The organism is Ideonella sp. BN130291 (genome assembly GCF_036231905.1).
In the GTDB taxonomy this organism is placed as follows: Bacteria; Pseudomonadota; Gammaproteobacteria; order Burkholderiales; family Burkholderiaceae_C; genus CAMLIZ01.
The window spans coordinates 227,223-241,109 of sequence record NZ_JAZARE010000003.1; the positions used below are offsets into that span (position 1 = coordinate 227,223).

At 71.2% G+C, this 13,887-nt stretch carries 12 protein-coding genes; 8 read left to right on the forward strand and 4 right to left on the reverse strand.

What is annotated here, in order from left to right; all coding sequences use genetic code 11:
* Nucleotides 1-21: 21 nt before the first annotated feature.
* On the forward strand, nucleotides 22-1,005 hold the full coding sequence (gene dhaK / locus VPH43_RS07480; protein WP_328577052.1) for a dihydroxyacetone kinase subunit DhaK: 984 nt from the start codon (nucleotides 22-24) through the stop codon (nucleotides 1,003-1,005).
* On the opposite strand, the gene VPH43_RS07485 is transcribed toward dhaK, so the two are convergent.
* Nucleotides 991-2,985 carry a methyl-accepting chemotaxis protein gene (locus VPH43_RS07485; RefSeq protein ID WP_328577053.1) on the reverse strand — a complete coding sequence of 665 codons (1,995 nt, stop codon included), beginning with the start codon at nucleotides 2,983-2,985 and terminating at the stop codon, nucleotides 991-993. The two genes, dhaK and VPH43_RS07485, sit on opposite strands and share 15 nt — an antisense overlap.
* Before the next feature lie 181 nt (nucleotides 2,986-3,166).
* Between VPH43_RS07485 and VPH43_RS07490 the strand changes: the two genes are divergently transcribed.
* From VPH43_RS07490 to VPH43_RS07510, 5 genes are all read left to right on the forward strand, one after another.
* Nucleotides 3,167-4,144 carry a porin gene (locus VPH43_RS07490; protein ID WP_328577054.1) on the forward strand — a complete coding sequence of 326 codons (978 nt, stop codon included), beginning with the start codon at nucleotides 3,167-3,169 and terminating at the stop codon, nucleotides 4,142-4,144.
* Between the two features lie 239 nt (nucleotides 4,145-4,383).
* Nucleotides 4,384-5,565, forward strand: a complete 1,182-nt coding sequence (locus tag VPH43_RS07495) for a hypothetical protein (protein ID WP_328577055.1) — start codon at nucleotides 4,384-4,386, stop codon at nucleotides 5,563-5,565.
* Entirely contained in the window at nucleotides 5,528-7,219 is a 1,692-nt protein-coding gene (locus tag VPH43_RS07500; RefSeq protein ID WP_328577056.1) for an IPT/TIG domain-containing protein, read from the forward strand. The genes VPH43_RS07495 and VPH43_RS07500 overlap by 38 nt, the downstream gene beginning before the upstream one ends.
* A gap of 7 nt (nucleotides 7,220-7,226) precedes the next feature.
* On the forward strand, nucleotides 7,227-8,444 hold the full coding sequence (locus VPH43_RS07505) for a hypothetical protein (RefSeq protein WP_328577057.1): 1,218 nt from the start codon (nucleotides 7,227-7,229) through the stop codon (nucleotides 8,442-8,444).
* Nucleotides 8,445-8,537: 93 nt separating this feature from the next.
* Nucleotides 8,538-9,308, forward strand: a complete 771-nt coding sequence (locus tag VPH43_RS07510; RefSeq protein ID WP_328577058.1) for a fumarylacetoacetate hydrolase family protein — start codon at nucleotides 8,538-8,540, stop codon at nucleotides 9,306-9,308.
* A gap of 36 nt (nucleotides 9,309-9,344) precedes the next feature.
* Here the strand turns inward: VPH43_RS07510 and VPH43_RS07515 are convergent, their stop codons facing one another.
* Entirely contained in the window at nucleotides 9,345-10,598 is a 1,254-nt protein-coding gene (locus VPH43_RS07515) for a cation:proton antiporter (RefSeq protein ID WP_328577059.1), read from the reverse strand.
* Between the two features lie 122 nt (nucleotides 10,599-10,720).
* Between VPH43_RS07515 and VPH43_RS07520 the strand changes: the two genes are divergently transcribed.
* Entirely contained in the window at nucleotides 10,721-11,599 is an 879-nt protein-coding gene (locus tag VPH43_RS07520) for a YihY/virulence factor BrkB family protein (protein WP_328577060.1), read from the forward strand.
* A gap of 99 nt (nucleotides 11,600-11,698) precedes the next feature.
* Nucleotides 11,699-12,535 carry a dienelactone hydrolase family protein gene (locus VPH43_RS07525; protein WP_328577061.1) on the forward strand — a complete coding sequence of 279 codons (837 nt, stop codon included), beginning with the start codon at nucleotides 11,699-11,701 and terminating at the stop codon, nucleotides 12,533-12,535.
* 65 nt (nucleotides 12,536-12,600) lie between these two features.
* Here VPH43_RS07525 and VPH43_RS07530 read toward each other — a convergent pair whose 3' ends face one another.
* A complete protein-coding gene (locus tag VPH43_RS07530) occupies nucleotides 12,601-13,242 on the reverse strand; it encodes a DUF2894 domain-containing protein (protein WP_328577062.1) in 642 nt (213 codons plus the stop codon).
* Entirely contained in the window at nucleotides 13,239-13,886 is a 648-nt protein-coding gene (locus VPH43_RS07535) for an OmpA family protein (RefSeq protein ID WP_328577063.1), read from the reverse strand. Before VPH43_RS07535 ends, VPH43_RS07530 begins: the two co-directional genes overlap by 4 nt.
* Nucleotide 13,887 lies beyond the last annotated feature (1 nt).

The window sequence follows — 13,887 nt, forward strand, 5'->3', positions numbered from 1 at the left end:
GACCGGCAAGCCGCTTGCGCCATGAAGAAATTCATCAACGCTCCCGATGACTTCGTGCGAGACAGCGTGGCCGGGCTGGTCATGGCGCATGAGGGTCTGCTGGCCTTGAACGAGGCGCCCCTCTTCGTGTACCGACGCACGCCCAAGCAAGGGCGTGTCGCCCTGGTGTCCGGCGGTGGATCCGGCCACGAGCCGCTGCACAGCGGGTACGTGGGTGCCGGCATGCTGGATGCGGCCTGCCCCGGCGAGGTGTTCACCGCCCCCACCCCCGACCAGATCGTGGCCGCGGCACAGCGCGTCGAGGCCGGCCAGGGCGTGCTGCTCATCGTGAAGAACTATGCCGGCGACGGCGCCAGCTTCCAGATGGCCAGCGACATGCTGGAGGTGGAGTGCGCCACGGTGCTGGTCAACGACGACGTGGCCGTGGAGCACTCGCTGCACACCACCGGCCGCCGCGGGGTGGCCGGCACGCTGATCGTCGAGAAGATGACCGGGGCCGCGGCGGAGGCGGGTGCCGACCTGTACGAGTGCAAGACGCTGGGCGCCCGGGTGAATGCGCAGACCGCCTCGATGGGCGTGGCGCTCACCAGCTGCACCGTGCCCGAAGCCCAGGCGCCCACCTTTGACATCGGCGGCACGGAGATGGAGGTCGGCGTGGGCATCCACGGCGAGCCCGGCCGCTATCGCAGGCCGCTGATGCCGGCGGACGACATCGTGGCCCTGCTGCTGGAGCCGGTGCTGCAGGACCTGGCGCTCAAGCCGGGCAGCACGGTGCTGCTGCACGTCAACGGCTTCGGTGGCACGCCGCTGATGGAACTGCACCTGGTGAGCGGCATCGCGACGCGGCAGCTTCGCAGCGCGGGCATCCAGGTGACCCGCTGGCTGGTGGGCAACCACACGACGTCGCTGGAAATGGCCGGCATGTCGATCACGCTGACGAAGCTGGACGATGAACTCACGCGGCTCTGGGACGCCAGCGTCACCACACCCTCATTGCGCTGGTAGGCCGGCAGGCTCCGGCGCCTGCGCCTGTGGCGCCTCTTCCAGGCGGAACAGCGAAATCGCCTCCACCAGCGCGACCGCCTGGCCCTTGAGCGATTCGGCCGCCGCGGCCGACTGCTCCACCAGCGCGGCGTTCTGCTGTGTCATGCGGTCCAGCGTGGCCACCGATTCGTTGATGTGCCCGATGCCGCCGGACTGCTCCCGCGTGCTCGCGGAGATGGTGCCCAGCGTGGCGTTGACGCTGCGCACGCCGGCCACGATGTCCTGCACGCGCGCGCTGGCGGCGTCCGCGAGCGCGGAGCCGCACTGCACCTCCTCCACGCTGTGCGCGATCAGGCCCTTGATCTCCTTGGCTGCCGCGCCCGAGCGCTGGGCCAGCGCCCTCACCTCCGCCGCCACCACCGCAAACCCACGGCCCGCGTCGCCGGCGCGCGCGGCCTCCACCGCGGCATTGAGGGCCAGGATGTTGGTCTGGAAGGCGATGGCGTCGATCGCCCCGGTGATCTCCGCGATGCGCCGGCTGCTGTCGCAGATGCTCCCCATCTTCTGCACCACGTCGCGCATCGCCGCGCCGCCGCGTTCAGCCGCCTCGCAGGCGCGGCTGGCCAAAGCGTCGGCCGTGCGCGTGGCATCGGCCGTCTGGCACACGTTGCCATGGACCTGTTCCATCGCCGAGGTGGTCTGCTGCAGGCGCGCGGCCGCCTCCTCGGTGCGCCGGCTCAGGTCCTGGTTGCCGCAGGCGATCTCGGCGGAAGCGAGCGAGATCGCATCGGCGCTGGACCGGACCGCACCCAGCATCTGCACGAAGCGCTGGCGCATGCGCTCCACTCCGTTCATCAGTGCGCCGATGTCGTCCCGGCGTCGGCTGTGCACCGGCTCGGACAGGTCGCCCGAGGCCACCCGGTCCAGCGAGCGCGTGAGCTCCATCAAGGGCTGGCCCACCCAGCGCCGCATCAGCAGGAACTGGCCGGCACACAGCCCCAGCGCCGCGGCACCGAACAGCGCCAGGAATGGCGTCAGCGTGCGCCACTGCGTCTGCAGGGCCTCGCCGCGCGAGATCTCCCCCACCACCAGCCAGCCGGTGCCGGCGACGGGGCGCCACACCGCCAGCCGGTCGGTGGCCGAGGCACGCAACACCGGCGGCACACCGTCGACCTCGGTGCCCGGCGCGGCACGCCGCAAGGCCGCCAGCAGGCGAGCGGCCCCGTCCGCGCCGGCCACCTCCGCCAACGGCCGGCCCCGCAATGCCGCGGGCAGCATCAGCACCGCCCTTGCGGCATCGCCGTCGCGCGGGTCCAGCAGGTAGATGCCGCCGGTGTCGAAGAAGCGGGCCTCGGCCACCAGCCGCTCCAACGACCGGTCGAACTCGGAGAGGTCGAAGGCGACGAACAAGGCGCCGACCACCTCCTGCTGCAGGTCACGCACCGGCTGCAAGCGCGTGATGTAGGGCCGGCCATACAGGGTGGCGCGCCCGAGGTAGGCCTGGCCACGCAGCAGCGTGGCATGGCCGGGGTGCGCTGCATCGACCTGCATGCCGATCGCACGCTCGCCCTTGTCGTTCTTCAGCGAGGTGCTCACCGCCACGAAGGCGGTGCCGCGCTTCATCAGCACGGCGGCCGCGCCGCCGGTGAACTCGCTGAACTTGTCGCAGGGGTTGTGATAGTCGTTGAGCGCAATGCCGAGCTGCAGGATGCGGCCGTTGGGCTCGTCGAGCGCAAAGTTCTTGCCGAACTGGTCGCCGAAGACCTTGAAGAAGCGCTCCACCAGCAGCTTGGCGGTCTGATCGTGCGCGTCCACCGCCTGCGCCACCGCCTCCACTTTCGCGTCCACCCACGACACGGTGCGTTCCTGCGCCCGCCTGCCCAGCATCGCCGTCATCAGGGCGCAGATGGCTGAAAGCACCACCAGCAGCGCTGCACCACCGAGCAGGCTGATGCGGCGGGCGACGCTCCCGCGCCGGTCTGAAGTCGCAAGGTTCTGCATGGTCTCTCCAAGGGTTGCGGCGGCCGTGATGCCAGCTTATCGGCCTGATGTGAATTTTCCTTAGTTGATTTATTTAGATTGATTTATATTTATGTGTCGGCGCGATCAGCAGGCGTGACAACGGCTTGTTGGCGCCCCCGACTGGATGGACGTGAGCTAATCAAATCAACTGGAGACCTTTGTGAAAAAGACGCAATGGATGGTGGGAGCGGTGGGCATGGCTGCCCTGCTGGCGGGGCCGGCCAGCGCCTGGGCGCAGTCGTCGGTGACCGTGTTCGGCTTCATCGAAGCGCAGGCGGGGCGGCAGACGCAGACCGCGCCGGGCCTGAAGCTGTTCGACATGGGCGGCAGCCGCCTGGGCTTCAAGGGCGACGAAGACCTGGGCGACGGGATGAAGGCATCGTTCTATCTCGAGCACCGGTTCAATCCGGACGACGGCACGTTGAGCGCGCCGGACACCTTCTGGAAGGGCGGCTCGTGGGTGGGACTGAGCAGCGACAGCCTGGGTTCGGTGAAGCTGGGACGCTGGTGGTCACAGGCCTTCCTGAAGTCGCAGTTCGCCTCCGACCCCTTCGGCATGGGCACGCTCGGGGAGGGCACCTACGGCACCGTCGGTTGCGGCCCGGCTTTTTCAGGCGGCTGCCTGGGCGCCTTCTGGGTCAACAACTCGGTGAGCTACGAACACTCGATCGGCGGCTTCAGCTTCGGCGTGCAGTACTCGGCCGAGGCCGTGGGCCCCGGCGGCAAGCACCCGGCGAATGTGGGCGTGAGCTATGGCGACGGGCCGCTCTACCTGGGCGCCGGGCATGAGGTGTCCAACGACGGCAGCAGCGCCGAGCGCTGGAGCACGCTGGCGGCCACCTACGACTTCGGCGCCGTGAAGCTCTACGGCGGCTACGGGTTCGGCCAGGACGCTGCCGAGGTGAAGCGCAAGAACGCCATCGTGGGTTTCAGTGCGCCCATCGGCTCGGGCGCGCTGATCGGCTCCTACGACGTGCAGGACCAGGGCGGCGTGCGCGTGGAGCAGTTGCTGTCCCTGGGCTACAAGTACTTCCTGTCCAAGCGCACCAATGTGTTCGCGGTGGTGGCCAACGACAGCAAGGCGCCGGCGGGTACCAACAAGTCGGGCTACGCATTGGGCGTGTTCCACAGCTTCTGATCGGGAGCGTGGCGCCCGCGGAAAGGGAACGCGAGGCGCCACCCAACACCGGCTGCCAGGGCCGTTGTGTTGGTTCGGTGCCGCCAGGCTGTCCAGGCGGCACCTTTTTCCTCGCACCACCGCACGCCCCTACCCTTGGGGAGGGCGCCCTTGCGTGCACACGACTAAGCTGGCCCGGTAGTTCTCGTGCCGGCGCCTGCAAGGGCCGGAAGCGCCAAGCAAGCCGGGCGAGGGACACCATGCCGGGACGGTCGGACATCGAGTGGGCCTGCCTGCCGCTTGAGCAACTGCTCGTGGCGCCCGGGGAACCCGAACGCGCGCACCGCCGCGCTGCCGACTTCGATGCCGTCTTCTTCGACGCCGACGCCACCGAGCTGCAAGTGCAGCGCCGCATCGGCCCGCGGCCCTTTCCAACCATCGACCTGATCCGCCTGCCGCCCACGCTGCTGCAGGACCCCGCCGCCGTCGCTCGCATGGGCTTGATCGCCCACCGCGTGGTGATGGCCGGTGCACTCTGCCCTGGCTCGGCAGCCGATGTGCTGCAGCGCGGGGTGCTGGCGCAGTGGCAGCAGCCGGGGCCGCGGGGCGCACGCGTGGCCGGCTTTCTGGAGATGGTGCGGCTCACCGTGCGCGAAGTCGGTGCCGCGGCGGACTGCCCGCCGCTGGCCCGCTTCTTCCTTCACATGGCGCATGCGGCGCTGATGGCCGCGGCACTCGATGCGGCCGCGCAGACCTGCCCCAACGTGTTCACCCGCGCGCCGCTGTATGCGCAGGCGGCTGGCGAGCGGCTGGGTGTGCCGCTGCAACACACACTGCCCGCCGCGCTCGGGCTGCTCGGGTCACCGGCTGCGATGGAAGCGCCCTTGCTGCAACTGCAGCGCCTGGCACGCCGGCGTTGCCCGCCGCCGGCCTGGCCCGCCGCCATGCGCGACGGCACCCGCAGCGAATTCGCCTACTGGCGCGCGCCGGCGGAGATCACCAGCCGCATCGCGGCGGCCCGCGTGATGGCCGCTGAAGGGGACGCTCCGGCGGCGGTGTTCTACCTGCGTTATGCCGCCTGGTCGCTGGTGCGGCTGGCGATGGTGCACCGGCGCGCGGTGGAAGGCCACGCGCACCACGTGTCCTTCATCCGCCCCGAGTGCGCGGTGCTGCCCGACCTGCTGGCCCACCACGCGCCGCTGGTCGAGCCCTGGCTCGCGGTGTTCGACGGCGACAACGACTGTGATGCCGCGGCCACAGAAGCCGCGCTCTCGCACCTGCTCGCGCTGCGCGAGCCGATGGCAGTGCACCTTGCACGCTGTGGCCTCGCGATCGAGCTGCCCGAGTGGCGGCCCTGGCGCCCCGAGCGAATTTCACCGATCACAACTCCTGAGGAGGAGACCCATGGCGACCGTGCAAGACCTGTTGAACCAGCTGTGTGAGACATGCCGTGTCGACTACGACCCGGCCTTCATCGCCAACCCCCGCCTGTCGGAGGTGATTGCCGGCGACCTGCATTGGCCCCACTGCTGCTTCGTGCGCGACGAGATCCAGTTCCTCAACGGCGGACGGCTGATCTTCGACCCGCTGTCCGGCGACGGCCGACAGAAGAACTGGTGTCCCGCCTACTTCGTGATCTGCCGCAAGCTGGTGATCGCCGGCGGCAAGCCGCCCGGTTCGCATGACCCCTGCGGCTCCGACGACCCCGGGCAGGAGTACGCGGGCAACAACGTCATCACCTGGGCCGACCGCCTCAAGGCCGCGCCGGCAGGGCCGGCGCACAACCCGGCCGGGGCTGCCATGGGCACGTCCTTCGACATCAACGTCTGGTCCGGCTCGGGCAACCCCAACGGCAACAACGGCGCGGATGCGGGCGCCGGCGTGCGCGGTGCCGATGGCAACCCCGGCGGTGGCGGTGCGTCGGCGCCGGGCAGCGACATGAGGGACATGGGTGGCCTCACGATCGTCGCACTGGAGATCGAATTCACCGGCCCCGGCGCGCACCTCACCATCGACTGGGACGGGCAGACCGGCGGCGATGGCGGCATCGGCCAGGACGGCGGTGACGGCGGCAACGGCATGGGCGGGCGCGATGGCGAAAGCGACACCAGCTGGCCCGGCGAAGGCTGCGACCGTGCGCCCGGCGGCGGCGGCCGGGGCGGCAATGGCGGGGACGGCGGCACCGGCGGCAAGGGGGGCCGCGGCGGCAACGCCGGCAACATCTTCGTCATCTCGCCCCACGGCAACATCAGCAGTGGCGGTGGTTTTGTCGGTGGCCAGATCACCTTCGTGAACGATGGCGGGAGCGGCGGCGCCGGGGGCAAGAGCGGCCGCGGCGGGCGTGCTGGCCACGGCGGCAAGCCGGGCAACAAGACCAGCCTGTGCGACCCGGCCAACAGCGGCCCGGACGGCGCCGACGGCTTCCCCCCGATCACGCTCACCGGCAGCGCCAACATCGGCAGCTCCGGCGACCATGGCGACGCCAAGGGCGTGAAGTTCCTCGACATCGTGGACCATCCCTGCACGCGCGACATCCCGTTGCCGGTGGTGGTGAGCACCATCGCGCCGGACCATGTATGCCGCGGTTTTGCCTCGGCCGCCAGCACCGACATCACCGTCACCGGACAACACCTGCTCCAGGTGAGCGCCGTGCAGCCCACGCTGGCCGGCGCCACCGCCACCATCAAGCCGACCAGCACCGACACGCAGCTCAACCTCAAGCTCGACGTGACCGGCGGCTCCGCCCTGGGCGCCAGCGACCTGGTGTTCAAGCGGGCCTTCGGCGCCGACTTCGTGAAGGCCGCCGCGCTCACCGTCGGCCGCTTCGCGGTGGCGTCGGTGGCGCCGGCCACCGGGGCGCGCAACAGCAACGTCGCCGTCACCATCACCGGCACCTGCTTCGACAACAGCGCCGCGGTGCAGAAGGTGGACGTGAGCGGCAGCGGCGTCAGCGTGATGAACGTGATCGTCGTCAACGAGACCACCATCACCTGTGTGATCGAGATCGCCAACCTCGCGGCCACCGGCGCCCGCAACCTGACGGTCACCACCGGCAGCCTCAACCACACGCTGCTCAATGCATTCACCATCACTTGAGGCCCCGGTGCGACCGCGGCATGACGCACCCCGGCCCGCCGACGCGGCGCGGGCGGGCGTGCGCTGGCTGCTGGCGCAGGCGGCGCTGGGCTTTCCGGACGCGGTGCATGTGATGCGCTTCCCGCGCGCGGGCGGCCTGTTGCCCGGCACGGTGGAGCATCGTGGCGCGTCGTTCGCGCAGGCGGTGCTGGGCGCACTGCTGCTGGACGTGGCCGATGCGCTGCCCTCGTCGGACGCCGCCTCCGCCGCGGGCCTGCGCGCCGCGGCCGCGCGGCTGGCCGACGCGGTGGCGCAGGCGCGCCTGCCGGCGCTGGCGGGCGGCTGGCGCTACTTCCCCGGCCTGGCCGCGCTGCCGCCCGACCTGGACAGCCTGGCCGTGGCGCTCTCGCTGTTTGCCCGCGTGGCCCCGGAGCACCTGACGGCGTGCGAGCCGGCGCTGGCCCTGGCGCTCGCGCAGCAGCAGCCCGAAGGCCCGGTGCCCACCTGGCTGATCGGCGCCCAGGATCCTTTGCTGCAGCGCTGGTGGATGCGGCTGGGCGTGCGCCATGGCTGGGGCGACACCATCGACGTCGATGTGTGCGCCCGGTTCGCCAGCGCGCTCGACCTGCTGCACACGCCGCAGGCTTCAGAGGCTGCGGCGCGCCTGGCCGCCTGGGTGGCGCAGCAGCAGCGGCCCGACGGCCGCTGGCCGGCCAGCTGGTATGCCGGTGATGCCGTGGCCGCCGGCCTGGCCCTGGCGGCAGTGGCCGCGGTGGACCATGACGGCGAGCGGCGTGCACGCACGGCCGCGCACCTGCTGGGCACGCAACGGATGGACGGCGGCTGGGGCCCCTTCGACGACAGCGCGCCGCTGGACACCGCAGTGGCGGTGGCGCTGCTGCGGCACGCGCCGCAGGCCGATACCGCGCGGGCCCGGGGCCTGGCCTACCTGTGCGACCGACAGACCCTGGCCGGCGGCTGGAAGGCCACGCCCTGGATCCGCATGGACATCGGCCGTGCGCAGGGCCGCGTGGCCCGCATCGCCACCTGGGGCTGCGCGGCCATCAGCACCGCCGCCTGCGTGCGCACCCTGCTGCAGGTGTCGGCGGCCGACGCGGCGCAAGCCAGCGAGGTGACCTGGATGACACCGCCGCCCGTGGGCAAGCCGCCCTGCGGCTGCGCGGGCCGGCGCCATGCCGGCCGCGGCTGCAAAGGCTGCCGCGGCTGCAAGGAAGCGGCCGCCTGAAGGCTGCGGCGTCGGGCGGGCATGGCGGCCCCGCGGTAGGCTGCGATGGTTGCGCATTCCGCGCGCCGCAACCCACACCGTTCTATCCCGCCCATGACCTCTACCGCCGAACTCGCACAGGCTTTGGCCGCATGCCGCACCACCGGTCAGGTATTGCCGGCCGCCCCGTGGGCCCAGGCGGTGCTCGACGAAGCGCAGGCCTATGCCGTGCAGGACGGTGTGGCCGCGCTGCTCGGCTGGGCGCCGGCCGGCGCGCCGGTGCGGCACTGGAAGTCCGGCGGCGCGTCGCGCTCCGGGCCCTTCAGCCATTCACCACTCGATCCGGCAGGCATCGGCCGCGTGCGCACGACCTGGCCGCTGCTGGGCATCGAGGCGGAGATCGCGCTGCGCCTGGGCCGCGATGTGACACCCGATGCGGCGCGCGACATGCAGCCCGGACAGGCCGACGAATGGCTGGACGCGATGGCCCTCTCAGTGGAACTGGTCGCCTCGCGCTGGCAGGAAGGCCTGGCCGCGCCCGCGCTGCTGCGCATGGCGGACCACCAATCGCATGGCGCGCTGCTGCTCGGCCCCTGGCAGCCCTACCGGCGCCTGGACTGGGCCTACCTCAACTGGCGGCTGTCCCAACAGGACGGGCCGACGGTGGAGCGGCGTGGCGGGCATTCACTGGATGACCCGGCCTGGCTGCTGCCCGCCTGGCTGCAGCACCTGTGCCGCGATGGGCTCACGGTGCCGGCCGGCACCGTGGTGACCACCGGCGCCTGGGGCGGCATGCAGGCCCTGGCAGCCGGCCACGGGGACCGCATTCGTGTCGAGCTCAGCTTCGACACCCTGGGCACCTGCAGCTTCGAGTGGGCCGGCTGAGCACTGACCCCGCGTTCGGTCGCCGGCGCAGCCACCTCAGGCGGCGGCCAGCGCTTCACGCGCCGCCTCCCGCCGCATGATCCAGTTGAACAGCGGCGTGGCCATCAAGGTGCTGGTCACGGCCATCAGCACCATGATGGAGAACAGCCCGGGCAGGATGACACCCGCGGCCAACCCGATGTTGATGATGATGAGCTCCATCAGGCCGCGGGCGTTCATCAGCGCGCCGATGGCCATGGCGTCGCGCTGCGGTTCCCCGTTCAGGCGTGCGGCGCCCCAGCAGGCGATGCCCTTGCCGCCGAAGGATGCGGCGAGGATGACCACGGCCGCCGCCAGGATCGCCGGGTCCAGCAGCATGCCCAGCCGCGTGTTCAGGCCCGAGTAGGTGAAGAACATCGGCAGCAGGAACACCACCACGAAGGGCTGCAGCATCGCCTTCAGCTTCTCGGTGAGCGGGCCGCGCGGCAGCGCACAGCCCAGCAGGAAGCCCCCGAACACCGCGTGGATGCCGATCGCGTCCATGGCAAAGGCGCTCAGCGAGAAAAGCACCAGCACGGCCGCCAGCACGCTGGAAGGCAGCGGCGCATCCGGCCGCAGCCCGTGGGCCAGCCGGCGCAGCAGCTTCTGGCCTACGGTGGTCATGAAGACGGCAAACGCGGCGCCACCGCCGATGGCGGCATAGGCGCCCATCCAGGAGCCGCCGAAGCTGGCCAGCACGATGGCCAGGATGCACCAGGCGGCCGCGTCGTCGGCCGCACCGGCCGTGAGCGCCAGCGTGCCCAGCGAGCTGCCGGCCAGGCCACGCTCATGGATGATGCGCGCCAGCATCGGGAAGGCGGTAATGGCAATGGCCGCGCCGAGGAACAGCGACGCCTCGAACAGCTTCGTCTTCTCTGCGAACAGGCCGGGCACGGTGTGCAGCCAGGGCGCCAACGCAAAGGCCAGCGCGAACGGCACCAGGATGCCCGCCAGCGACACGCTCATCGCGCTGCGGGCGCGCGCCTTGAAATGGTCGGCGCGGAATTCCGTGCCCACCAGGAACATGTACAGCCCCACGCCGAGCTGCGCCGCGACGTAGAGCATGCCCATCGTCGCCTTGGGAAACAGCGCCTGCTGCAGCTGCGGCAGCAGCAGCCCGAACAGCGACGGGCCGAGCATGACGCCGGCGATCATCTCGCCCACCACCTGGGGCTGGCCCAGCCTGCGCGCCAGCCGGCCCACCAGCTGGCACGCGAGCACGATGACCGCGGCCTGCGCGAAGAAGTAGACGGAGAGCTGGGAAGTGGGCATGCCGGATCGTGCAGAAAAGCGCGTGCAAAAAGCCGGCGATTATCCCGATGCCCATTGCCGCGGCAAGCCTGCTTCGTGGTGTGGCGCGGCGCTTGCCTGTGCGGCAGGGAGACCGCGCCACCATGCCCTTGCACAACCTCCTCGAACGCATCAGCCAGGCGCCGTGGATCGGCGTGTGGGTGCAGGCGATCCGCCACTACATCGAGCACCAGAGCGGCAGCCAGGCCGGGAGCATCGCCTTTTCCACGGTGCTGGCGATGTTCCCGCTGCTGATCCTGGTGTCGGCCACCGCCGCCTTCATCGGCCAGCCGGGCACCGCCGCCGACATGGTCATGCGCGTGCTCGAGTACGCACCGCCGCTGGTGCAGCAGTCCGTGCATCCGGTGATCGGCGAGGTGCTGGGCCACCGCAGCCAGGCGCTGCTGGCCATCGGCGTGTTCGGCACGCTGTGGGCGGCCTCCTCCGGCATGCAGGCGGTGCGCACCGGGGTGAACAAGGCCTATGGCGTGAGCCGCGGCCTGTCGTTCTGGAAGGCGCGCATCAAGGTCACGCTGTTCACCGTGGTGGTGGGGCTGGGCACGCTGGCGGCCTTCAGCTCGGTGGTGGTGATGCCGTATGTGGCCCAGCTGATCGCCGCCACCGCGGACACACCGGCCGAAGCCGTGTGGCTGAGCGGCGGGGTGCGCTACAGCTCCGCGTTCGTGGTGCTGGCGATCCTGTACGCCCTGGTGTACGCCTGGCTGCCCGACCTGCCGCAGCGCCTGGGCACGGTGCTGCCGGGTGCGATTGCGGGGCCGCTGCTGTGGCTGGGGGCGGCGCAGTTGCTCTCCCACGTGCTGCGCGCGGCCGGCAAGCTGATGCTGGTGTACGGCGGTTTCACGGGCGTGGTGGCGTTGCTGGTGTTCCTGTACGCCAGCGCCGTCACCCTGCTCTTCGGCGCGGAGCTCAACGGCGTGCTGCACCGGCGCGCCCAGGCGCGTGACAGCGGCACCGGCGGGTAAGACGCTGGCCGAAAACGCCTGGAAGATGTCCGGCCTGGCGCCTGCGCACGCGGCGGCGGCCCAGTCCAATGGGGCGGTGTTTTTTGCCACCCCGACCGCATGACCGCACCGCCTTCCTACAGCCCCGACGCCTTGCTCGACTTCGAGCGCCGAACGATCAAGCTCGATGAGCGCAGCAAGGTGGTCTACGTTGCCGGCACCGGCCCCGCGGTGATCGTGATGACCGAGATGCCGGGCATCAGCCCGCAGGTGGCGCGCTTCAGCCGCTGGGTGCGCGACGCCGGCTTCACGGTCTTCATGCCCTCGCTGTTTGGCCAGGACGGCGCCGTGCCCTCGGCCGAAGAAGGCGTGGCGGTGTTCAAGCGCGCCTGCGTGAGCGCCGAGTTCCGCGCGCTGGAAGCCGGCTCTGCCAGCCCGGCGATCGCCTGGTTGCGCCAGCTGGCGCGCCTGGCGCACCAGGAATGCGGCGGCCCGGGCGTGGGCGCGATCGGCATGTGCTTCACCGGCAACTTCGCGCTCAGCCTGATGCTGGAGCCAGCAACCCTGGCGCCGGTGGTGTGCCAGCCCACGCTGCCGCTGGACGCACCCGGCGCGGTGGGCCTGCCGGACACCGAGCTGGCCGCCATCCGGCATCGCCTGGAGGCCGAGGACCTCACCGTCATGGGCTACCGGTTCGAAGGTGACAAGTGGTGCACCGCCCAGCGCTTCCAGGCCTATGCGCAGGCGCTCGGCCCCCGCTTCGTGGCCCGCGTGCTGCCCGACAGCGCGGCCCATCCCGAGCCGCCACCCTTCTTCAAGCAGGTGGTGGCCAGCCCGCACAGCGTGGTGACCGCGCACCTGATCGATGAGGCCGGCCAACCAACGCTGGACGCGCGCGACGAGATCCTGCGCTTCTTTTCGCAGCGGCTGCAGTGGGGTGGTTTCCCGGCTGCGTGATGACGGGCTCCCGCCGCCGCGCTTCAGGCGACACGCGCAAGCCGCGCCCCGAGAGCGCTGCCCGTTCAGCCCCGGCCGCGCTGCGGCTTGCGACCGCCCGATGCACGGGCGGGTGTGTCATGGGCCCTGGCCGGCGCGGGCAAGGTGGCCTGCTCCAGCCAGAGCAACGCGTCCGCATGCGCCATGAAGACATGCAGGTACTCCGGCGACAGCGCCTTCATCAGCGTGAGCGACCGGTGCACCAGGTGGTGCGAGTTCAGCGGGCCCGCATTGGCCGGCACCTTGGCCAGCGACTGCGTCAGCCGCTGCTCGGCCTTCAGCCGGGCCCAGGTGCCGCGGAACTGCTTCATCGCCTGCAGCTCTGGCGCGGCGCCCGCCGGTGCCGGGCGCGCAAGGCGGTCCACCAGCTGCCTCAGCGCACTGCGATCACCACCCGGCGCCGGCCCGGGCGCCTGATCGGCTGCGACGTTCGCCTGGCAGAGGTCCTGCACATACGCCGCAAGCAACTGCATCGCCTTGCGATGCACGATGCGGCGAGCGGCGCCATCGCGCCCGGCCGCCCGCCGGGCCATGGCCTCGATCACACGAAAGCGCACCGGGTCGAACGTGTGGTCACCACGCTCGCGCGCCTGCGCCAGCGAGGCCTCGAGGCCGTGCTCGGCGTCACCGGCGCTGGCATCGGCGCCTTGCGCAGCGGCGGCCGTCATGGTGCCTTGGCGCTGGTGCGGGTGGCACCGGCACGCGGGGCCGGCGCCATCTCCACCCGGCGGTTGCGCGCACGCCCTTCGGCATCGGCGTTGGAAGCCACCGGCTGCTCCGCGCCGAAGGCCGCGGCAAACACCGACGAGGCCGGGATGCCCTCCTCGATCATCGCCCGCGTGACCGTGAGCGCACGCTGGGCCGACAGCTCCCAGTTGTCGGCAAAACGCCCGTTGCCGCCGCGCACCTGGCGGTCATCGGTGAAGCCGCTGACCATCAGCACCTCGTCGCGCGCCTGCAGGTAGGCCGCCAGCGGCGCGGCCAGGCTCTTGAGCAGCTGGCGGCCTTCAGGCTGCAGCTCGGCGGAATTGAAGGCGAACAGCACGCTGCCGCTGATGCCGATGCGGCCGTTGTGCAAGGTGACGCGGCCGGCCGCCAGCGGGCCGGCCAGGGCGCGCTCCAGGGCCTCGCGGCGCTGCGCTTCGGCCTGGCGCTGCTTCACCTCGGTTTCGAGCTTGCTGGCCAGGTCGAGCTGCATGCCCAGCGCACACACCAGGATCAGCACGAAGGCGCCCAGCAGCCCGGCCATCAGATCGCCGAAGACCGCCCACACGGGCGCGTTGCCCTCGATGCCACCGTCGAGTTCGTCCATG

Excerpts from the sequence above, each read along its gene's own strand:
- dhaK (WP_328577052.1), top strand. The coding sequence starts at position 22 with ATGAAGAAATTCATCAACGCTCCCGATGACTTCGTGCGAGACAGCGTG.
- VPH43_RS07485 (WP_328577053.1), bottom strand. The coding sequence starts at position 2,985 with ATGCAGAACCTTGCGACTTCAGACCGGCGCGGGAGCGTCGCCCGCCGC.
- VPH43_RS07495 (WP_328577055.1), top strand. The coding sequence starts at position 4,384 with ATGCCGGGACGGTCGGACATCGAGTGGGCCTGCCTGCCGCTTGAGCAA.
- VPH43_RS07500 (WP_328577056.1), top strand. The coding sequence starts at position 5,528 with ATGGCGACCGTGCAAGACCTGTTGAACCAGCTGTGTGAGACATGCCGT.
- VPH43_RS07510 (WP_328577058.1), top strand. The coding sequence starts at position 8,538 with ATGACCTCTACCGCCGAACTCGCACAGGCTTTGGCCGCATGCCGCACC.
- VPH43_RS07515 (WP_328577059.1), bottom strand. The coding sequence starts at position 10,598 with ATGCCCACTTCCCAGCTCTCCGTCTACTTCTTCGCGCAGGCCGCGGTC.
- VPH43_RS07520 (WP_328577060.1), top strand. The coding sequence starts at position 10,721 with ATGCCCTTGCACAACCTCCTCGAACGCATCAGCCAGGCGCCGTGGATC.
- VPH43_RS07525 (WP_328577061.1), top strand. The coding sequence starts at position 11,699 with ATGACCGCACCGCCTTCCTACAGCCCCGACGCCTTGCTCGACTTCGAG.
- VPH43_RS07530 (WP_328577062.1), bottom strand. The coding sequence starts at position 13,242 with ATGACGGCCGCCGCTGCGCAAGGCGCCGATGCCAGCGCCGGTGACGCC.
- VPH43_RS07535 (WP_328577063.1), bottom strand. The coding sequence starts at position 13,886 with ATGGACGAACTCGACGGTGGCATCGAGGGCAACGCGCCCGTGTGGGCG.